The organism is Xenorhabdus miraniensis, from assembly GCF_002632615.1.
This window is the reverse complement of record NZ_NITZ01000005.1, coordinates 109,569-129,564: the sequence shown is the minus strand read 5'-3', so window position 1 is coordinate 129,564 and position 19,996 is coordinate 109,569. Positions and strand designations below refer to the sequence as shown.

21 protein-coding genes are annotated in these 19,996 nt (G+C 42.4%); 6 read left to right on the top strand and 15 right to left on the bottom strand.

Annotated features, from left to right (window positions below; translation table 11 throughout):
* Positions 1-143: 143 nt before the first annotated feature.
* The 5 genes from ghoS to Xmir_RS06950 all read right to left on the bottom strand — a co-directional run bounded on the left by ghoS (position 144) and on the right by Xmir_RS06950 (position 3,247).
* Complete coding sequence (ghoS, locus tag Xmir_RS06970; protein ID WP_047963712.1) at positions 144-455, bottom strand: type V toxin-antitoxin system endoribonuclease antitoxin GhoS; 312 nt, start codon at positions 453-455, stop codon at positions 144-146.
* Between the two features lie 183 nt (positions 456-638).
* Positions 639-1,076 carry a YcgN family cysteine cluster protein gene (locus Xmir_RS06965; protein ID WP_208620400.1) on the bottom strand — a complete coding sequence of 146 codons (438 nt, stop codon included), beginning with the start codon at positions 1,074-1,076 and terminating at the stop codon, positions 639-641.
* 18 nt (positions 1,077-1,094) lie between these two features.
* On the bottom strand, positions 1,095-1,751 hold the full coding sequence (locus Xmir_RS06960; RefSeq protein ID WP_099113675.1) for a fumarylacetoacetate hydrolase family protein: 657 nt from the start codon (positions 1,749-1,751) through the stop codon (positions 1,095-1,097).
* Positions 1,752-1,812: 61 nt separating this feature from the next.
* Entirely contained in the window at positions 1,813-2,928 is a 1,116-nt protein-coding gene (locus Xmir_RS06955; RefSeq protein WP_099113674.1) for a lytic murein transglycosylase, read from the bottom strand.
* 37 nt (positions 2,929-2,965) lie between these two features.
* A complete protein-coding gene (locus tag Xmir_RS06950) occupies positions 2,966-3,247 on the bottom strand; it encodes a YcgL domain-containing protein (protein ID WP_099113673.1) in 282 nt (93 codons plus the stop codon).
* A 160-nt stretch (positions 3,248-3,407) separates the two neighbouring features.
* Between Xmir_RS06950 and minC the strand changes: the two genes are divergently transcribed.
* The 3 genes from minC to minE are packed head-to-tail and all read left to right on the top strand — an operon-like array spanning position 3,408 to position 5,200.
* Complete coding sequence (gene minC, locus Xmir_RS06945; protein ID WP_099113672.1) at positions 3,408-4,091, top strand: septum site-determining protein MinC; 684 nt, start codon at positions 3,408-3,410, stop codon at positions 4,089-4,091.
* 23 nt (positions 4,092-4,114) lie between these two features.
* Positions 4,115-4,927 carry a septum site-determining protein MinD gene (minD, locus tag Xmir_RS06940; protein WP_099113671.1) on the top strand — a complete coding sequence of 271 codons (813 nt, stop codon included), beginning with the start codon at positions 4,115-4,117 and terminating at the stop codon, positions 4,925-4,927.
* A 3-nt stretch (positions 4,928-4,930) separates the two neighbouring features.
* A complete protein-coding gene (minE, locus tag Xmir_RS06935) occupies positions 4,931-5,200 on the top strand; it encodes a cell division topological specificity factor MinE (RefSeq protein ID WP_099113670.1) in 270 nt (89 codons plus the stop codon).
* Positions 5,201-5,602: 402 nt separating this feature from the next.
* Here the strand turns inward: minE and rnd are convergent, their stop codons facing one another.
* From rnd to yoaA, 6 genes are all read right to left on the bottom strand, one after another.
* The gene (gene rnd / locus Xmir_RS06930; RefSeq protein ID WP_099113669.1) at positions 5,603-6,760 is read right to left on the bottom strand and encodes a ribonuclease D; all 1,158 of its coding nucleotides are present in this window, start codon (positions 6,758-6,760) and stop codon (positions 5,603-5,605) included.
* A 301-nt stretch (positions 6,761-7,061) separates the two neighbouring features.
* Positions 7,062-7,274, bottom strand: coding sequence for a hypothetical protein (locus tag Xmir_RS06925; protein ID WP_099113668.1), 213 nt, complete (start codon positions 7,272-7,274; stop codon positions 7,062-7,064).
* Between the two features lie 113 nt (positions 7,275-7,387).
* Positions 7,388-9,079, bottom strand: coding sequence for a long-chain-fatty-acid--CoA ligase FadD (fadD, locus tag Xmir_RS06920; RefSeq protein WP_099113667.1), 1,692 nt, complete (start codon positions 9,077-9,079; stop codon positions 7,388-7,390).
* A gap of 436 nt (positions 9,080-9,515) precedes the next feature.
* The gene (locus Xmir_RS06915; RefSeq protein WP_099113666.1) at positions 9,516-10,100 is read right to left on the bottom strand and encodes a Slp family lipoprotein; all 585 of its coding nucleotides are present in this window, start codon (positions 10,098-10,100) and stop codon (positions 9,516-9,518) included.
* A gap of 65 nt (positions 10,101-10,165) precedes the next feature.
* Entirely contained in the window at positions 10,166-10,861 is a 696-nt protein-coding gene (gene tsaB, locus Xmir_RS06910) for a tRNA (adenosine(37)-N6)-threonylcarbamoyltransferase complex dimerization subunit type 1 TsaB (RefSeq protein WP_099113665.1), read from the bottom strand.
* Positions 10,862-10,925: 64 nt separating this feature from the next.
* Positions 10,926-12,842, bottom strand: a complete 1,917-nt coding sequence (yoaA, locus tag Xmir_RS06905; protein ID WP_099113664.1) for a DNA repair helicase YoaA — start codon at positions 12,840-12,842, stop codon at positions 10,926-10,928.
* A 100-nt stretch (positions 12,843-12,942) separates the two neighbouring features.
* Here yoaA and Xmir_RS06900 point away from each other — a divergent pair, with 100 nt between their 5' ends.
* On the top strand, positions 12,943-13,287 hold the full coding sequence (locus Xmir_RS06900; RefSeq protein ID WP_047964128.1) for a RidA family protein: 345 nt from the start codon (positions 12,943-12,945) through the stop codon (positions 13,285-13,287).
* A gap of 71 nt (positions 13,288-13,358) precedes the next feature.
* On the opposite strand, the gene mdtI is transcribed toward Xmir_RS06900, so the two are convergent.
* From mdtI to zwf, 4 genes are all read right to left on the bottom strand, one after another.
* Positions 13,359-13,691 carry a multidrug/spermidine efflux SMR transporter subunit MdtI gene (gene mdtI / locus Xmir_RS06895; protein ID WP_099113663.1) on the bottom strand — a complete coding sequence of 111 codons (333 nt, stop codon included), beginning with the start codon at positions 13,689-13,691 and terminating at the stop codon, positions 13,359-13,361.
* A 1-nt stretch (position 13,692) separates the two neighbouring features.
* Positions 13,693-14,079, bottom strand: coding sequence for a multidrug/spermidine efflux SMR transporter subunit MdtJ (mdtJ, locus tag Xmir_RS06890; RefSeq protein ID WP_099113662.1), 387 nt, complete (start codon positions 14,077-14,079; stop codon positions 13,693-13,695).
* A gap of 436 nt (positions 14,080-14,515) precedes the next feature.
* A complete protein-coding gene (locus Xmir_RS06885) occupies positions 14,516-15,322 on the bottom strand; it encodes a hypothetical protein (protein WP_099113661.1) in 807 nt (268 codons plus the stop codon).
* 163 nt (positions 15,323-15,485) lie between these two features.
* Entirely contained in the window at positions 15,486-16,961 is a 1,476-nt protein-coding gene (gene zwf / locus Xmir_RS06880; protein WP_099113660.1) for a glucose-6-phosphate dehydrogenase, read from the bottom strand.
* 467 nt (positions 16,962-17,428) lie between these two features.
* Between zwf and Xmir_RS06875 the strand changes: the two genes are divergently transcribed.
* Both Xmir_RS06875 and pyk read left to right on the top strand, forming a co-directional pair.
* Positions 17,429-18,277 (top strand): MurR/RpiR family transcriptional regulator, encoded by an 849-nt coding sequence (locus Xmir_RS06875; protein ID WP_099113659.1) that lies wholly within the window; start codon positions 17,429-17,431, stop codon positions 18,275-18,277.
* Between the two features lie 172 nt (positions 18,278-18,449).
* The gene (gene pyk, locus Xmir_RS06870; protein WP_099113658.1) at positions 18,450-19,892 is read left to right on the top strand and encodes a pyruvate kinase; all 1,443 of its coding nucleotides are present in this window, start codon (positions 18,450-18,452) and stop codon (positions 19,890-19,892) included.
* The last annotated feature ends 104 nt before the right edge of the window (positions 19,893-19,996 follow it).

Below are 19,996 nucleotides of genomic sequence, written 5' to 3'. Positions count from 1 at the left end.
TAAGTACCATACTAATATTTATTACAATAGGTATGGAATTGGCAGGGTTGTTGTAAAAATAGAACAATACTTGAACGATGAGGCTAATCAGATCATGATATTCAAATCATGAGGGCTAATAATTTAGCCCACGATATAAAAAATCACTCACCTGAACCGGATTCAGTGTGTTGTTTTTCGGGATAGAGCGATGCACTCCAGTTACTGTAAGTGCAGACAAATATCGAAGGGTCTTTGTTTGAAAACGGCGTAGCCATAGATCTAATTTTTTCTGCTAATTCGATAGATTCCATTGAAGAACTACCAATATAAGTTCCACTAGGAAGACGATGCCATTTCCCGTTAGGAAAACGGATAGATTGGCTGAATTGATTCGCCGTCATCCTTTTATGTAATTTTTCATAACCGTCAGAACCTGTGCCATAAAGTTCCACGCGAATCAAATAACTTGCCATTTCTCTTTCCTTGTATTGACAATTGAACATACAAGTTATCAGTTTTCCTTTACTGTTTAAAGTCAGAAAAGCGAGAGAAAAATCCGATATTAATGGCAATTTCAGAAATTGTATTTTACGCTTATGTGTCCAAAAAGTGCCATTATTGATATAAAATCCCTTTTATATCAATAAATAAAATAACTATTCAGGCTTATTAAGAATATGATCTTCCCATTCCACGACATCCACTTCACGCACAGCAATATGCCTGACAGAAACACGTTCCGCATGTATGGCTGATTTTGAACCACTAATCAATGGATGCCACGGTAGAAGTTTTTTCCCTTCACCAATTAAACGGTAAGCGCAAGTTTTCGGCAACCATTCAAAGGTGAGCATATTTTCACGAGTCAATTTGATACAATCAGGTTCATACCTGAAACGATCTTCGTAATTCTTGCACTGGCAGGTTTTAATATTCAATTGATTACAGGCGACATTGGTGAAATAAATTTCATCAGTATCTTCATCCATCAATTTATGCAGGCAGCACTGGCCGCAGCCATCACATAGTGCTTCCCACTCTTGGTCTGTCATTTGCTCCAGGGTTTTCACCTGCCAGAAAGGTTGAGACATAATTTCTGTCATTCCTTATGGTTAAATCACTCTGGTTGTCAGAATGTGCTCATTAAGAGAGACATTCAACACATCACCAGATTGTAGTGGCCCCACGCCTTCCGGCGTTCCCGTCAGGATAATATCGCCCGGGCGTAGGGTAAAAAAGCGCGACATATAGCTAATCAATGGGATGATTGGCGTTCGCATGTCACTCGTATTGCCGTTTTGGCGCAATTCGCCATTTATTGTCAAAGAAAGTTGAGCATTTTGTGGATCACCAAAGTCATTGACAGGGATAAAACCCGATATCGGGCATGATCTATCAAATGCCTTACTCTTTTCCCACGGTTGCCCCGATTGTTTAAATTCACGCTGCAAATCACGCAATGTTAAATCCAATGCAACCGCAAAACCAGCAATTGCCTGACTGACCCGCTCCTCATTGGCATTTTTGAGTGTTGAACCAATCAAGACAGCCAGTTCAATTTCATGGTGTACAGAACCCAATTCCTGTGGGATGAAAACAGGCTGACAAAGATCACAAAGCGCCGTTTCAGGTTTGATGAATATTACTGGCTCTTCAGTGGATTGAGAGCCCATCTCTTTCATATGATTGACATAATTACTACCGACACAAACCACTTTATTAGCAGGACAATCCAGCAGTACACCTTGCCAATCCCGATGCTGGTACATAACTTTCTTCCTTATCTAGTTTTCAACCCACTTATACCCGTCGTCTTTCAAGGCCCGATTTTCAGTGAGTGAGGAAATGAGTTCGTTGCATAATACCGTCTGCCATCATACCAACACTAAGCGCAAAATAGTAAGAACGGTTCCAGTGCATAATAGTACGGAAATTTTGCGTTACCCAAAATGCCCGTTGTGCCGGATCATCAGGTATCACTATCCAGCCTTTGGTATTTGCCGGCAGTTCCGCAAAATGCGGGGATGAAATTCCCAACGCCTGCCATTGAGCAATGGTTTTCCCCTGTTCGGGTTTTATGCCTTCTAATGCAACATCAAAGCCAGCAGGCAATGCGATGGCATATCCCCACGGTAACCCTTGTTGCCATCCCTCTTTGTGCAGATAATTGGCAGTCGAAGCAAAAACATCTTCCTTATTATGCCAAATATCTATTTTTCCATCGCCATTGCCATCAGCGCCATAGGTTAAATAAGAAGTTGGCATAAATTGACTTTGCCCCATTGCGCCTGCCCAAGATCCTTTTAGAGTTTGATCTTCACCGATATATTGATTCTCGATTATTTCCAGCGCTGCCAATAACTGCTTGATAAAAAATACTTCCCGACGCCCTTCAAAGGCCAGAGTGGATAATGCCGAAATGACATCTTCTTTACCCTGAATCTTGCCAAAACCGCTTTCTAATCCCCACAAAGCAACAATATAGGCTTTAGGTACACCGTATTTACGACTCATTTTTTCTAACTGAGGAAGGTTATCTTCATATTGCTTAGCACCCTGCTCTATCTTCCAAGCCGGCAACACCCGGTTCAGATAATCCTCCAAAGTAATTTTCTTTTCTGGCTGGTTGCGATCGGCCTTAATGACGCGCGAGATAAAATGGATATTGGCAAATGCCCGATCCAACGTTTTTTCGCTGATGCCCTGTTCCCGGGCCTGCTGTTTCAGCAAAGCCACATAGGTGGAAAATTGTGATGGATCACGGGAATCTAATGGAAAATCGTGCGCCAATATTTTAACTTCTGCTTGCGACCTTGCTGTCAATACAGATTGATCGTACGATTGTTTTTCACTGAATCGTTTTCCACTGAACTGTTTTCCATTAGATGAATTACACCCTGCCAACAGAATCGCTGACAACAAGGTTATCCCGTTGATTAATTTCATAAATCTGCTCCTCGGCTCAGGATCAGGCAGTTGCCAGCTATTTTGTTATTGTTTTATTTAATGCCAGATGTTCATTGATCAAGCTTTCTACCGGCGGTGGTACCTGCAAGTAAAACCCCTGCTCATTCAACGCGGTTTTTACTTTTTCAATATCAGCATTGGCCAATTTTTTTCTTTCAGATAATGAAATCATCATTGAATATTGAGGTTCACCAAATGTTTTTAACAACTCGTCAGGAACGCGCGAAAAATCACCTTTCCTTTCAATATAAAGATATGTTTGGTTACGTTTTGGGCTTCTGTAAATTACACAAATCATTGTCATAAACTCTTTTAAATTAACTCTGCGACTTGCTTGAATAATTCACTAACTATAACATGCTTATTATATTTCAGAATATCGTCTCCCAGAGGATGTACTAGGAAAAACTTTTAGTACACTATCCTGGGAAACCTAACCTTGCTGAGTCAAAATATCGATGTCACAATCGCCAATAGAGCTAAAAGGCAGTAATTTTACGCTTTCGGTCGTTCATTTGTATGATGATCAGCCGGAAGTCATTCAAAGAGCTATGCAGGAAAAAATGGATCAAGCGCCTGAATTCCTGAAAAATGCTCCCGTTGTTATCAATATATCTGCTCTCTCTGTTGATGCAGATATCCTCGCACTCCACCGGGCCATAGAATCAGTTGGGCTGCGTGTTGTTGGCATCAGCGGCTGTCAAGATGAAGAACAACGGAAAATTGTCCTGAAATCAGAACTTCCTTTATTGAAAGAAGGTAAAAGTCAGAAAGTTCTTACTCAAGAAAATAAACCGACTGAACCTATTTTCAAAAAAACTCGTATAATTAATACACCTGTTCGTTCAGGACAAAGAATTTATGCGCCGAATAGCGATCTCATCGTAACGAATAATGTGAGCGCTGGCGCAGAATTAATCGCTGATGGAAATATTCATATATATGGTGTACTGCGTGGACGCGTATTGGCAGGCGCATCTGGTGATCAAGAAAGCCAGATTTTCTGCACCCATTTAAACGCTGAACTCACCTCTATTGCTGGTCAATATTGGCTCAGCGAAAAAATCCCAGAAAATTTTGTCGGTAAAGCGGCAAAATTACGTCTGGTGAACAATGAATTAACTATTGAAACCTTAGTCTAGCCTTTATAACAAGGAATCGCTTCATGGCACGCATTATTGTTGTTACATCTGGTAAAGGTGGCGTTGGCAAAACCACTTCAAGCGCGGCCATTGCTACCGGTCTCGCCCAAAGAGGAAAAAAAACTGCCGTTGTCGATTTTGACATCGGTCTACGGAACCTCGATTTGATTATGGGCTGTGAACGCCGAGTGGTTTTTGACTTCGTGAACGTCATTCAAGGTGATGCCAGCTTAAACCAAGCCCTTATTAAAGATAAGCGCACAGAGAATCTCTATATTTTGCCCGCCTCTCAAACCCGCGATAAAGAAGCTCTCACCCGTGATGGCGTCGAGAAAATTCTGAACGAATTGGATCAACAAGGGTTTGAGTTCATTATCTGTGATTCACCAGCAGGTATTGAAAGCGGTGCATTGATGGCACTCTACTTTGCCGATGAAGCCATTATTACAACAAACCCGGAAGTTTCATCTGTTCGTGATTCCGATCGTATTTTAGGTATCCTGGCATCTAAATCACGCCGTGCGGAACAAGGGGATGAGCCTATCAAAGAACATCTTCTGCTGACCCGTTATAACCCTGGGCGAGTGAACCGCGGTGATATGCTTAGCATGGAAGATGTGTTGGAAATTCTGTGTATTCCATTACTTGGTGTGATCCCGGAAGATCAATCTGTTCTCCGTTCGTCTAACCAGGGAGAACCCGTTATTCTGGATAAAGAATCTGATGCGGGTAAGGCATACGAAGATACTGTTTTACGTTTACTTGGTGAAGAACGGCCTTTCCGTTTCATCGAAGAAGAGAAAAAGGGCTTTTTAAAACGCCTGTTTGGGGGGTAACGCATGGCTTTGTTAGATTTCTTCCTGTCGAGAAAAAAACCGACAGCCAATATTGCCAAGGAGCGGCTACAAATCATCGTGGCAGAGCGGCGCCGTGGTGACTCTGAGCCTGCCTATTTGCCTGAAATGAAACGGGATATTCTGGCTGTAATTTGTAAATATGTACAAATTGATCCAGACATGCTTTCTGTGCAGTTTGAGCAAAAGAATGATGACATTTCCGTACTGGAACTTAATGTAACATTACCTGAGGTTGAGGAATTGCCAAAATAATCGTATCCAATGATGCTATTTAATTTAGGGCTGTGATTTCTCAATCATAACCACCCGCATAGCGGGTGGTTATGATCCGCCAAACACCATAGTAAACTCTTTTTATCCAATCTTTCGCCTGTTTCCCTGCTTATTGTATTTCCTTCTCCATATTCGGGATAAAAGTAATTTTATCGGAGAGTATAAAATTTACGCTGCTATGGAAATTAAAATCATGGTCAATTTAAAAAATAAAAAATCAGGATTATTTGTGAATTACGCGCTGGCATCTTGAACAGCGGGCACAACAGTAAGTTCACTCCTCTGTCTTTCCTGCCTGATAAACAGGCAGGGAATTAAAGCGGTATTTTTAAAAACTGTATGCCTTAAATGGAACTGTAGTCTCTATCACGCTGGTTTTTATCATACTGAATAATTTTCCAATATTTCGGCGATAGACTCAGCCAACCATTTCCCACGCCAACCCTTAAGTAATTCAGGTTGATACTCTGGTGATTTCAATTTCCAGTGCCAACAAAGCAATTGATTGATTTGCCGGCGGGAAGCCAATAATTCCGCACTAAAAGCATGAGATTCACTCACCTGAGTAACCAATGACTTAATTTCCTTAAAAGCCTTACGATAACCCGGATAGTCAACTAAATTGATAATTTGAGCCGGACATTCTTCTGCTGGAATATCTTTGCATTCTGCAACCATAGACAGTAACCGGCGGCCATGACAACGGATTTCCTGCCCACTCAATCCCAAGGCATCCAATTCCCCCAAAGAAGTCGGCATATAACGGGCAACTTGCCATAAATTTTCTTCACGGATCACAAAGTTAACCGCTAAATCACGTTCTCGAGCCTGATTTAACCGCCAAGCCGCCAGTTTTTTCAAACAGGCTAACTGTTTTGGGCGCAATTGCCAGGCATTGCTAATATCCTTATAAGCACATTCCGGCATTAATACTTCTTTACGGCGTTGGGCAATCAGAGCGCTTTCATTTTTTGCTGCATCTAAATATCCCACCAGCTCTGTTTTCGCCATTAAGATATCGGCCAGAGGCAGTAAATAGTAAACATCTGCTGCGGCGTACTCACATTGCTTGTCACTTAACGGACGAGCCAGCCAATCAGTACGGGATTCACTCTTATCCAATTCCACCTTCAGATATTCAGCAACCAACGTTGCAAAACCACATGATATCGGATGACCAATAAATGCAGCCAGTACCTGCGTATCCATCATAGGCTCTGGTAAGCACTGGAAACTATTCCCGAAAACTTCTAAATCTTCACTTCCGGCATGGATAAATTTTAAAACGTCTGGATCAGTCAATAATTCCCTGAAGGGTTGCCATTGCGAAATTTCCAGGGGATCAATCAGAGAAAGCTGTTCACCATCAAACAGTTGTATCAAACCTAATTGGGGATAATACGTCCGTGTACGTACAAATTCAGTATCTAATGCAACTCTTGCGTGTTTTTTTGCCCGTTCACAGATTGACTGCAATTGAGCATCGGTGGTAATCAACTGATAATTACAATTAAACAATAAAATATCCTTTAAATACATTATGTTACACAACCATAAATACTAAAAAAATATAACAATGTACACAGTTATGTACACACAATAAAAATCTCTGAACATCCTTTATTCGGATAGCTGTTTCTATAGTATTAGACATGCTTTCCACTTGCCACAATTTTGAGAAATTCACATCACACGATATCAAGTAAACATTAAGGTGAGGTATGCGAGACGAAGAAGTACCTAACCGCAGTTAAACGGCATTAGAAGTAAAAAACCCCTAATTGTTGGGTGTCCAACGTTCGGGGTTCATCAAAAAGCGGGTTATTTAATATGTTGTATATTACAACTGGTATATTCTGACGTTAGCAATTCTTGTTACACCATCACCGTCATATAACCCTTTAGCATGAATTAAGGCGTTATTCTCTAATACAGTTAAGAAATCACTCGCCGAAGCTAGTGTACTTACATCGATATCCAGTGAAATCTGTGTACTAACTAAAACTAAATTATTCTCATCAACACCATCATAACCAACAATGTACTTACCCATAACATTTCTCCTTTATCTACGAGATCTATGAGGTCTTGTACAAACTACCTTGAGTATTTTCTTTTTGCCATTTGATTAATTAATAATCCGTTATTAAGGTTTGTTTCCCGATGTCAATTTATCGCAGAATTATCCGCTTTTGCTAATTCTTCATTACGCAACTCTTTACGAAGGATTTTACCTACGTTGGATTTCGGCAACTCATCGCGGAATTCAACAAGTTTCGGTACCTTATATCCCGTCAGGTAACGACGGCAATGTGTCTTCAATTCATCCTCAGTTAAGCTGGGATCTTTCCGAACAACAAAGACTTTGACTGCTTCTCCTGAGTTTTTGTTCGGAACACCCACTGCTGCCGACTCTAATACTTTAGGATGGGAAGAAACAACTTCTTCTACTTCGTTTGGATAGACATTAAAACCGGAAACCAGGATCATGTCTTTTTTACGATCAACAATGTGGAAAAAGCCTTTTTCATCTATGTTGGCAATATCACCTGTTGCCAGCCAGCCATCTTTCAACACTTCATCCGTGGCATCAGGACGTTCCCAGTAACCCTTCATGACTTGTGGCCCGCGTACCCACATTTCGCCTGCTTCTCCCGGAGAAACTTCATTACCATCACTCCCTACCAGCTTGATTTCTGTCGAAGCAACGGGGTAACCAATACTGCCACTGTAATGAGCCAAATCATGCGGGTTGGCTGAAACCAGAGGGGCACACTCTGTTAATCCATAACCTTCCAGCAAGTGACAACCGGTCAGATTTTCCCACTTGTCGGCAACCACTTTCTGCACCGCCATACCGCCACCAACAGATAAGCGTAATGAAGAAAAATTTATCTTCTGGAATTCAGAGTTATTCAACCAAGCATTGAATAGCGTGTTAACACCCGATAGTGCTGTGAAACGATAACGAGATAACTCCTTGACCGTTCCATTGACATCACGGGGGTTAGTAATCAACAGGTTCTGCCCGCCGAGTTCAATAAAGAACAAACAGTTTATCGTCAAAGCAAAGATATGGTACAGAGGCAATGCAGTGACTACTAACTCTTGTCCGATTTTCAATAATGGAGAGTAACATGCTTTGGCTTGTTCCAGATTTGCCAACATATTACGATGAGTCAGCATGGCACCTTTTGCCACTCCGGTGGTTCCGCCTGTATATTGCAGAAATGCCAAATCCTCACCTTTCACATCCGGTTTGACATACTGCATACGATAGCCTTTGTGCATAGCACTACGGAATGAAATAGCATCCGGTAAATGATATTTTGGCACGAGACGCTTAACGTACTTGACAACAAAATCGACAAGAGTTCCTTTTGGCCGAGAGAGTTGATCTCCCATGCGGGTCAAAATAACGTGTTTGACTTTGGTGTTGAAGACAATCTTTTCTAAGGTATGAGCAAAGTTAGAAACGATAACAATAGCAGATGTCCCACTGTCATTAAGCTGGTGTTCCAATTCACGCGGGGTATAAAGTGGGTTAACATTTACAACTATCATCCCTGCACGCAGAATGCCGAACAGTGCTACGGGATATTGCAGTAAATTCGGCATCATCAATGCCACCCGATCCCCTTTTTTCAACCCCAGTCCATTCTGTAAATAGGCAGCAAAGGCGCGGCTACGCTCTTCCAATTTACGGAAAGTCATTACTTCGCCCATATTGATAAATGCGACTTGATCGGCATAACGCGCCACAGCATTTTCAAACATTTCAATCAACGACGAATAACGGTCGGGATCGATCTCTGCCGGAACATTTGCCGGATAATGTTTTAGCCAGACTTTTTCCAAGTTGAATACTCCTGAAATCTAATTGCGGTGTAACCACTGACCATAAAACAAACCAGACCTGTATATTTAACAAATTATTAACTCAGCGTACCAGTTTGAAAAGAAACATTGTTCAGGTTGGCGATACACGTCACTAATTTATTACAATTAATTACTGCAAAAAATAAAGCGGCTATTGCCGCCTGCATTATTTTTATTTATTTATCAATCCGTTAACTAAAAAACCAACACTTGGGTTTATAATCCATTGATTATACACTGACTCACCGGTTTTTGACTTAAAGCCACAGTATTATTCCAAATGGTTATAATCAGGATAACCCAATAAAAGATAATTATTAAGAATAGAATTTAATATAGGATTCAGCATATAAAATAACCTCGCAAAATGCGAGGCTATTTATGTTATCGTGCTCTACTCGATTGGTGAACAAATTTACTCGGTTAGGATCTTTTCAACAGATACGGGTTGGGATGGTGAATACACTCCCCAAGCCGGGCCAAAAGGGTTACCGTAGTAGCCCCATGGATCAGTGACAACCGAAGAAGGGAAAATCATTCTCTGAGATTCATGCCAGCGTTTCATTCCCGTGACATTCATCGCAATGTAATTATACGGGCTATTACCTACTTTTCCTTTCTCCAGACCCGTAATCAAACCCACTACAGTTACATAACGGTCTTTGAAATCACTCGGTTCTAAAAAAGCGTTCACGTAAGCATAAACCCGCCCCAGAGAAGCGTCCGCCAAACGTGGGGCTGCATTATCTGCTAATGGCATAGCCGAAATTTCCAACCGAGTTTGATCTTTTTCATTCAAGACAGTGAGAACTTTTCCACCAAAACGCCCTTCATGCCCAATATATAATTCAGGGGCATTTTTAACGGAAAGTAAATTTTCCACCGGCGTTTTAGTCGTTCCCTTGATAGCATCAGGAACTGATACACAACCCGCAAGAATCGCCATTCCCAAAAACAATATTGCTTGCAGGATGCTTCGATAACGTGTGCCATTGAACATAAATTCCTCCGACCCTATAAAGCTTGATCAAGCTGACTATAACTTAGATAGCCATCAATAAGACCTTAACGACCCGGTAATTTTTTCCATGTTACTTCATTACGCAAGTAAACAGGCTCAGCATGTTCAACTGATGTCGCTTCTCCCGCTTCCCACATTTGAACTGCCAATGGCAACATATCTTCCGCATGAGGCAAAGTAATCTCACTGGTTACCAGTGTTAAGTGGCTGTCTAATAATTGAGGATAAGCTTCCCATCCCGTTCCCGCAATGGCCCATTCACCGGACAAGGAACTCATAATTACTTGCGCTTGTTCAGGTTTTAAAACCGCTTCTGTTTCATCGCCTTGCCATTCACCTTGTGAATTGCGGCTGTATTGCCCCCAATAAATTTCCCCCATACGTGCATCAATGGCAACCAAAACGTTAGTTGCCCCTTTGAGGCGAAATGCACCTTGTGCCATCGTTTTCAGGGAAGAAACACCCAGCATCGGCAATTCAGCGCCCAATGCCAGACCTTGAGCAATACCAACTCCAATCCGCACACCGGTAAAACTGCCCGGCCCACGGCCAAATGCCAGTGCATTCAATTGTTGCAGACTCAAGTTGCCCTTTGATAATACGTCTCGAACCATCGGTAAAATACGTTGAGTATGCTCTCGTGGGGAAATCTCAAACTGTGCCTCGACGACACCTTCATTCCAAAGTGCAACAGAACAGGCTTCAGTTGCAGTATCAATAGCTAAAATCCGCGTGGACATGCCTTAACTCCGGCAAGAATAGAATTCAAAAAAAGAGGGCTATACTACCATAGCCCCGACAATTTTACTCTGGCTGTGATGGGCGTGATTTCAGAAATTCTACTGCTTTTGATAAATCACGGGTACGAGGTGCAGGTGGTAAACTGTTCAGAAACACCTCTCCATATGGGCGCATAACCAGCCGATTATCACAAATGACGACAACGCCATAGTCATCAATATCACGAATCAAACGTCCGACACCTTGTTTCAGGCTAATTACTGCATCGGGAAGCTGTACTTCGTTAAAGGCATCCCTGCCCTTAAGCTGACAATCTTCAATACGAGCCTTAAGTAACGGGTCATCAGGTGCTGTAAACGGTAATTTATCAATAATGACACAGGACAATGTATCTCCACGGACATCTACTCCTTCCCAAAAACTGCCGGTTGCTACCAGCAGCGCATTACCTGCTGAGATAAATTGGGACAATAATTGCCCCTTGCTTGTTTCTCCCTGCACCAATACGGGTAATGTCATACTGGCACGAAACTCTTCCGCCAAACTGCGCATCATTTGATGAGATGTACAGAGGAAAAAGCAGCGACCTTTGTTGCTTTCAATAAGTGGTTTCAACATACGTGCCAACCACTTTGCACCCCCATTCTGATTAGGCGAAGGTAAATGACGCGGAACACACAATAGCATCTGACGCTGGTAATCAAACGGGCTGGGGAGAAGCAGTGTCTGAGCGGATTTCAAGCCCAAACGCTCGGTGAAATGCTCGAGCTGTTCATTGACCGACAGAGTCGCCGACGTAAAAATCCAACAACCTGATTGTTCACGAAGCATTTCACTGAACTTGTCTGAGACAGATAATGGCGTCAATGCCAGCAAAAAGTGCCGCCCATAACTTTCGAACCAATAGCTGTAATTGGGAATGCTGACATCAATAAGACGTTTCAGACGATTGCGATAAATTGTTGCCCGTTCAAAAGCTGCATCCAGCATCGTTGAACGCCCCAAAGAGAGTTTCATGACGTCATAACAAAGCTCCAGCGCATCATCCAATCGCACAAGTGCCCGCTGAACATGTTGTTGTTGCAAAACTTCACGAAGATTGCCCCGATAGCTGTTTTCTCCCAATGACAGGCGAAAATCTTGCGCACTTTGACTAAGACGATCTGCACTTTTTTGCAACTGAGCCTGATCCCGCACTTCAGTGCGATAAGCCATGATGATATCTCTCGATAGATCCATCAATTGACGGCTACTTAACTGCTGACCAAAATATTGACTCGCGATATCAGGAAGTTGATGTGCCTCATCAAAGATAACCACATCAGCCTGCGGAATTAATTCACCAAACCCGGTATCCTTAACCACCATATCCGCCATAAACAGATGGTGGTTAACAATCACCACATCGGCTTCCATTGCTTTACGACGGGCTTTAAGGACGAAACATTCCTGATAGCTCGGGCAATCGCTACCAAGACAGTTATCATTCGTACTTGTAACCAACGGCCAGACAGTGCTATCTTCCGCCACTTGATGGCAAGTGCTGATATCACCATTATCCGTATGACTTGACCAATGTCTCAGTTTGATCACTTCCGCCAATATTTCAGCTTCCGACTGCGAATTGCCGATTGATTGTTGTCCGAGGCGTTCAAGGCATAAGTAATTCGAGCGCCCTTTTAATAGCGCCAAATTGCCCGTAAAACCCAAGGCATTGACAATGGTAGGAAGATCCCGATTGTAGAGCTGATCCTGCAATGCTTTAGATCCCGTGGAAATAATCACTTTTTTACCGGAACGCAAAGCAGGTACCAAATAAGCAAATGTTTTACCGGTTCCCGTCCCTGCTTCCACGACCAATTGTTGTTGCTTTTCGATCGCAATCGCAATAGCCGAAGACATTTCTCGCTGGGCATCACGCGGTTTAAAACCCGGAATAGCTTTGGCAAGCATGCCATTTTTCGCAAAATCGTCTGACACAAACTGTCTCTTTCAATAAAATGTGGCAGAATTATGCCAATACTGAGTTGCAATAACCACCCAATTCAGCAAAAAACTGTATAAATTAACAGGAGATTTAATGACTATTAAACGCATTGATCCAGATACTCGTTGGTCAGAAGCGGTCGTTCATAATGACACTATCTATTATACCAGCGTACCAGAAAAGCTGGATGGCGATATTACAGAACAAACCGCCGATACACTGGCAGCCATTGATACCCTGTTACATCGCCTTGGATCAGATAAGAGTAAGATTTTGGATGCGACAATTTTTCTGGCGGACAAAGCTGATTTTGCGGGTATGAATGCGGCTTGGGATGCGTGGGTCGTTGCCGGAAGTGCACCTGTCCGTTGTACCGTTCAGGCTGAGTTGATGAATCCAAAATATAAAGTAGAAATCAAAATTATCGCTGCTTTATAATCTGAACCCATCAAAACTCATATGGCATTGAGAGCCATGCCAGTCACTCAATGCCATTTTATCGATGAGACTTAAGCCATTTTGATCATAATCATGCCGACTAGCAGCAGCACAATGCCACCCCATCCCTTAAAATTCAGCCGCTGATTGAACATAATCCAACCCGCTGCCACTGTCGCGATAATACCGAATGCTCCCCATAAAGCATAAGCGATAGAAAGTTCAATGCCTTTAACTGCCTGAGCCAACGAACTAAAAGCCCCCAATACCGCAACTAAAGATAAAATACCTATCCAAAAGCGTTGAAAACCGTTAGATAATTTCAGCAAAATATTCGCGATGATTTCCAAAAAAACAGCCAGAATCAGGAACGCAGCATGCCACCATTCAAATTGGGTCAACATGTTATGCCTCCTTCATCTGCGTGCTTGAAGTATTATTTAAGGAACCATTTGACGAATTGCCGGGGGCTTTTTTTGATCCCATTTTGATCAAAGCAATTCCGGCCATCAGCAATGCCAATCCCCCAACCTTCATCAATGACAAAGATTCGTTGAACCACAGTACACTAAAAGTAGTAATAAACAGGATACCAATACCTTCCCATAAGGCATAAGCCACGCCTAATGCCACTTTTTTCACGGCAATGGCCAACAAAATGTAGGAAGTTGTGATCATGGTGTACATCACGATCATGCCTGTAACATCACCCGAAACGCTGGCTTGTTTCATTGACAGAGTCCCAATCACTTCTGCCACAATCGCCAGTACAAGAAACATCCAATAAATCATTATCCTTCTCCTGAACATACTGATAAAGCATGCCAAGATATTTAAGCTATAAATGCCAACAAGAGCAGCCGCGAGTGCAATTACGCGATATCAGAAATCAAACTGACGTTTTAGCCAAATATTTTGGCAAATAAGAATTGCCGGTGAAAAACCGGTTAACAGGAGAAAGGCCCTAAAGAGCGCTGCACCAGTAGTGCTCACTGGATAAGATAGCTGAGAGGAAAAAAACGTGGGTACAACGTTGAATTTTGTTACTGTGTTGAATGTTGACGCTTTTGGCGCTATTCATGATATTTTATTCTTTCATCACACGATGTTCACTGTGTGATATACTACGAACCCTCATATTAGTGATGTAATTGATTGACTTGTATTTCTAGCATATTCAAACAATAAACACAACTGACAAGCAAATTTTTCAGGTAAGCAGTTAACTTTACAAGCCAATTCGCTGAAACAGTTTGCGGGGCAATATATGATCTGTTGCACCAAATTCTAACACAGGAGAACTTTTGGGGCGATAATGCCCACTCCGATTATTCCATCGGATTAATTTACCACCAGTAAAAAAAAGTTCACCGGCTAATAGTACAGGGTATGCTGTATAATTGATCTCATCATCATTTGGGAGAGGTTCGTTGACATCATGGCGATACCATAAAATCCTGCCTTTGATTAGCGAAGTGTGACCGATAACCAAAGGCTTGGAGAAGTCACAAAAATTACATACAACAATCTGGGGCATATCAGAATATATAACATATATGTAATGTCCATTCGGAACGTGTACTGGCGCCTCCATTGAATCTATTCTTTTCATCACATAATAATAACTGTCGTCATCATCATGTCTCGGGTTAGGCCAACAACACTGTTTAAACACATTAAATCTAGACCGCTGCCGTATATGCCTACTGGATTCAGGCCAAGACCGCTCAAGAATATATATATTCTCTAAACTTTCGAGTAGTTGTTTAAAAGGAGGTTTGGGTCTTCTGTCTCCCGGTATATCGTTAACATTAAACATATCCAGACAGTTATGGTGAATTATTTTGGCTTTGTTTTTATAAACTGTATTCAACCTTGATAGCACGTTTTCTGGTGCACTGTTATCATGCCTTCTTATACGTTCAGAAACCCACTCATCACCAACATCTTCTCCCTGCCTGCTCCTCACTCTGTTTATCTGCTCACGTCTTAACACCCATTGAGCATGCCAAGTTTTTGTATCATCAACACGCATAATTTCTTCTCTTCCTACTCATTCTTATTGCATTAAAATCGATCAACTAATAACCTATAGTAACTTTTTTAAACGTGACGAATTTCAAGAAATCGAAAAAAATAATTTTGGATGAGATCTGACCGCAGCGCGGTCAGATAATAATAATAGAAAACAGAACTCGTTATTCAAACTCGTTCCATGAACGCCCATCGCGGGTAATCATAGCGATAGAAGCTACAGGCCCCCAAGTACCTGCCTGATAAGGCTTCGGTGGCTCGTTGTCTGCCGCCCATGCTTCCATAATGGAATCTACCCATTTCCATGCTTCTTCTACTTCATCACGACGGACAAACAATGCCTGAATACCGCGCATAGCTTCCAACAGTAATCTTTCATAAGCATCGGCAAGGTGTGTCTGATTGAATGTTTCAGAGAAACTCAAATCCAGTTTGGTCGTTTGTAAACGGTGCTTATGTTCTAACCCCGGTGCTTTATTCAGCACTTCGATATCAATACCTTCATCTGGCTGCAAGCGAATAGTCAATTTATTCTGCGGTAATTGCTGGTAGGATCCAGCAAACAGATTAAGAGAAGGCTCTTTGAAATAGACAACAACTTCTGAGCATTTAGCTGGCAAACGCTTCCCCGTTCTCAGGTAAAAAGGCACTCCAGACCAACGCCAATCGTCAATATCGACACGAACTGATACGAAAGTCTCCGTTTTACTGGCCTTATTTGCACTCTCTTCTTCCAGATAGCCGGGTACTTTTTTACCATGCACAAAACCTGCGGTATATTGCCCGCGAACCGTTTTTTCCCGCACGTTGGTCTGGTCAATCCGACGCAATGAACGCAAAACTTTCACTTTTTCATCACGAATGCGATCGGCTGACAGGTCTGCTGGCGGAGACATGGCAATCATCGTCAGAATTTGCAGGAGATGATTCTGGATCATGTCACGCATCTGTCCGGCCTGATCAAAATACCCCCAACGCCCTTCGATTCCGACTTCTTCAGCAACGGTGATTTGCACGTGATCAATCGTGCGGTGATCCCAGTTATTGACAAAGAGTGAGTTGGCAAAACGCAACGCCAGCAGGTTCAATACGGTTTCTTTACCCAAATAGTGGTCAATGCGGTAGATTTGACTTTCATTGAAGTATTTTGCAACTTCATCATTGATGGCTTTGGAAGAAGCAAGATCCGTTCCCAACGGCTTTTCCATTACAACGCGATTGGGTTCTTTATTCAATCCCGCAGCCCCTAACCCATGACACACTGAGCCAAACGTACTTGGCGGCATGGCAAAATAGTGAATAGCCGGTAAGTTATCCTTACTAAGTATTTTTGCCAATTCGGTGAAATGTTTCGTTTCATTAACGTCCAAATTACAGAATTCCAGACGTGAACTCAGCTTTTTCCACAATTCAGGTTCCAATTTCTCGGGCATAAATGTAGTCAACGCTTCTTCAACGACCTTGGTATAGGCTTTTTTATCCCAGTCAGCACGACCAACGCCGATAATTCGGGTATCTGGATGGATATAACCCGCCTTTTCTAACTGGTAAAGGGAAGGCATTAATTTCCGGCGTGCTAAGTCTCCTTTCGCCCCAAAAATTACCAAATCACAAGCCTGAGCTGTAGACGTCACCGCCATGTTGCATCTCCTCAATTACGGGATATTGTAATTTTTTTACATAACCTGCGAGTAATGTACTCTTTTGGTTATAAGCAGTAAACACCGATTATTCATGTATGCTCTCCCACTTTCATGTTGCTGCTTAGTTGAATGCAATATAGAATTTGTTGGAAAAAAACTGCTCAAATAACCTTCACACCCCGTTTTCTGTATACTGTTTTTTACATTCATGCTGGTTTTTATATTGATATTGAGAATTGGCTGGAATTCATACCAAATAGCAACAATTAACTGAAAACTTACAACGTTTAAGAAATAATCTTACTAAGTTGAAAGTTAGACACTTGTCATATTTTCATGAAAAATCTTAACTTATCCGGTTGTTGCCACTGCCAGCTTTCAATAACAAGTAGTATATTTTCATAAAAATGACATAGATTTCTCCTGTTAATGAAATCGTTAAAACCGAGGTTGAACCGCGTCTTATGAACACACTGGAACAGCTCCAAAATAGTCTTGATGTTTTGAGTAAGTCAGAGAAAAAGGTTGCGCAGGTCATCCTTGCTTCACCACAGACTGCCATCCATTCAAGTATCGCCACTCTGGCTAAAATGGCGAATGTGAGTGAACCTACAGTTAATCGTTTCTGTCGTCGCATGAATACCAAAGGTTTCCCCGATTTTAAATTGCATCTGGCACAAAGCCTCGCTAATGGTACACCTTATGTGAATCGCAATGTAGAAGAAAGTGACAGCGTCACCTCTTATACCAATAAAATTTTTGAATCGGTGATGGCAAACCTGGAAACAGTCAAAAATAATCTGGATATTGCGGCCATTAACCGGGCGGTTGATCTATTGACACAGGCCAGAAAACTCTCTTTTTTTGGTTTAGGGGCATCAGCCGCGGTAGCCCATGATGCCATGAATAAATTTTTTCGCTTCAATATCCCGGTTACCTATTTTGACGATATTGTGATGCAAAGAATGAGCTGCATTAACAGTACCGAAGGGGACGTTGTCGTCCTGATTTCCCATACAGGACGAACAAAAAGCCTCGTCGAAATTGCCAAACTGGCTCGTGAAAATGATGCAACGGTCATCGCCATTACCTCGACAAGTTCTCCCTTAGCACAAGAAGCAACACTTTCCATTCTGTTGGATGTTCCCGAAGATACGGATATTTATATGCCAATGGTTTCAAGAATTGCTCAACTTACCATCATTGATGTGCTGGCAACCGGTTTTACACTGCGCCGAGGCTCAAAATTCAGGGATAATTTGAAGAGGGTCAAGGAAGCATTGCGTAATTCGCGGTTTGATAAGCATGAATAAACCGGAAAATAGACTGTGTTTTTGTTCACTATTTATCAACTCTCCAGACTGATAGCATATGTAGACTTTTCCTCGTCTGCATATTTGCAGTACGAGGGTAATCGTCAGTAAATAAAAATGGTTATCCTACGGTAACCGAAGATTCATACTTCACAGGTCAACGGAGTAATACATGTCCAGACGGCTCAGAAGAACAAAGATCGTCACTACACTTGGCCCGGCTACAGATCGTGACAACAATCTAGAAAAAGTTATCAACGCGGGAGCCAATGTTGTCCGCCTTAATTTTTCTCATGGCACTGCGGAAGATCATATCCAACGTGCTAATAAAGTGCGCGAAATTGCTGCCCGTTTGGGCTGTCATGTCGCCATTCTCGGTGATCTTCAAGGGCCCAAAATTCGCGTATCCACTTTTAAGGAAGGGAAAATCTTCCTCAATATTGGGGATAAATTCCTGCTGGATGCCAATCTGGGTAAGGGAGAAGGAGATAAAGAAAAAGTCGGTATAGATTATAAAGGCCTACCGTCTGATGTTATGGCCGGTGATATCCTGCTATTGGATGATGGGCGGGTTCAATTGAGAGTCCTGAATGTTGAGGGCATGAAAGTATTCACGGAAGTGACAGTGGGAGGCCCGCTTTCTAACAATAAAGGTATCAATAAATTGGGTGGGGGCTTATCAGCTGAGGCACTGACAGCAAAAGATAAAGAAGATATCATTACTGCCGCCAAAATTGGTGTTGATTACCTTGCTGTTTCTTTCCCGCGTTCAGGTGAAGATCTGAATTATGCCCGCCGCCTTGCACGTGATGCGGGTTGTGATACCCAAATCGTCGCTAAAGTTGAGCGTGCGGAAGCGGTCAGCAGTGATGAAATTATTGATGAAATCATTCTGGCGGCTGATGTTGTCATGGTTGCCCGTGGTGATCTCGGTGTTGAAATCGGGGATCCTGAGCTGGTCGGTGTGCAGAAGAAGCTGATTCGCCGTGCTCGTCAACTGAATCGAGTTGTAATTACTGCTACGCAAATGATGGAATCCATGATCACCAACCCAATGCCGACTCGTGCTGAGGTCATGGATGTTGCCAATGCGGTATTGGATGGCACCGATGCGGTTATGCTCTCTGCTGAAACGGCAGCAGGTCAATATCCGGCGGAAACCGTTGCAGCGATGGCGCAAGTCTGTTTGGGCGCTGAAAAAATGCCAAGCGTCAACGTTTCCAAACATCGCTTAGATATTACATTCGACAGCATTGAAGAAGCTATTTCAATGTCTACAATGTATGCCGCCAACCATCTTAAAGGTGTCAAGGCAATCATTGCCATGACGGAATCAGGGCGCACGGCTCGCATGATGTCTCGTATTAGCTCTGGCTTGCCTATTTTCTCCATGTCACGCCATGAATCGACCTTAAACCGCACTGCCCTTTATCGTGGTGTAACTCCCGTTTATTGCAGTTCGCACACTGATGGGATCGCTGCGGTAAGCGAAGCTATTGCCCGCCTGTGTGATAAAGGCTATCTCTCCTCTGGAGACTTAGTGCTGGTGACTCAGGGCGATCAGATGAGAACCATTGGCAGCACCAATACTTGTCGTATACTTGAAGTAGAATAGTGGATTATTAATCAAATAATAAGGGGCATTACACTGCCCCTTATTATAAAAACCTACGGGCCTCTGAAAATATTATTCTCAAATAAAACGAAGGTTAATTATTC

Bases quoted from the DNA above. Each gene is read 5' to 3' on its own strand.
- ghoS (WP_047963712.1), bottom strand. From the start codon at position 455: ATGGCAAGTTATTTGATTCGCGTGGAACTTTATGGCACAGGTTCTGAC.
- Xmir_RS06960 (WP_099113675.1), bottom strand. From the start codon at position 1,751: ATGTACCAGCATCGGGATTGGCAAGGTGTACTGCTGGATTGTCCTGCT.
- Xmir_RS06955 (WP_099113674.1), bottom strand. From the start codon at position 2,928: ATGAAATTAATCAACGGGATAACCTTGTTGTCAGCGATTCTGTTGGCA.
- Xmir_RS06950 (WP_099113673.1), bottom strand. From the start codon at position 3,247: ATGATTTGTGTAATTTACAGAAGCCCAAAACGTAACCAAACATATCTT.
- minC (WP_099113672.1), top strand. From the start codon at position 3,408: ATGTCACAATCGCCAATAGAGCTAAAAGGCAGTAATTTTACGCTTTCG.
- minD (WP_099113671.1), top strand. From the start codon at position 4,115: ATGGCACGCATTATTGTTGTTACATCTGGTAAAGGTGGCGTTGGCAAA.
- minE (WP_099113670.1), top strand. From the start codon at position 4,931: ATGGCTTTGTTAGATTTCTTCCTGTCGAGAAAAAAACCGACAGCCAAT.
- rnd (WP_099113669.1), bottom strand. From the start codon at position 6,760: ATGTATTTAAAGGATATTTTATTGTTTAATTGTAATTATCAGTTGATT.
- Xmir_RS06925 (WP_099113668.1), bottom strand. From the start codon at position 7,274: ATGGGTAAGTACATTGTTGGTTATGATGGTGTTGATGAGAATAATTTA.
- Xmir_RS06915 (WP_099113666.1), bottom strand. From the start codon at position 10,100: ATGTTCAATGGCACACGTTATCGAAGCATCCTGCAAGCAATATTGTTT.
- tsaB (WP_099113665.1), bottom strand. From the start codon at position 10,861: ATGTCCACGCGGATTTTAGCTATTGATACTGCAACTGAAGCCTGTTCT.
- Xmir_RS06900 (WP_047964128.1), top strand. From the start codon at position 12,943: ATGACTATTAAACGCATTGATCCAGATACTCGTTGGTCAGAAGCGGTC.
- mdtI (WP_099113663.1), bottom strand. From the start codon at position 13,691: ATGTTGACCCAATTTGAATGGTGGCATGCTGCGTTCCTGATTCTGGCT.
- mdtJ (WP_099113662.1), bottom strand. From the start codon at position 14,079: ATGATTTATTGGATGTTTCTTGTACTGGCGATTGTGGCAGAAGTGATT.
- Xmir_RS06885 (WP_099113661.1), bottom strand. From the start codon at position 15,322: ATGCGTGTTGATGATACAAAAACTTGGCATGCTCAATGGGTGTTAAGA.
- zwf (WP_099113660.1), bottom strand. From the start codon at position 16,961: ATGGCGGTGACGTCTACAGCTCAGGCTTGTGATTTGGTAATTTTTGGG.
- Xmir_RS06875 (WP_099113659.1), top strand. From the start codon at position 17,429: ATGAACACACTGGAACAGCTCCAAAATAGTCTTGATGTTTTGAGTAAG.
- pyk (WP_099113658.1), top strand. From the start codon at position 18,450: ATGTCCAGACGGCTCAGAAGAACAAAGATCGTCACTACACTTGGCCCG.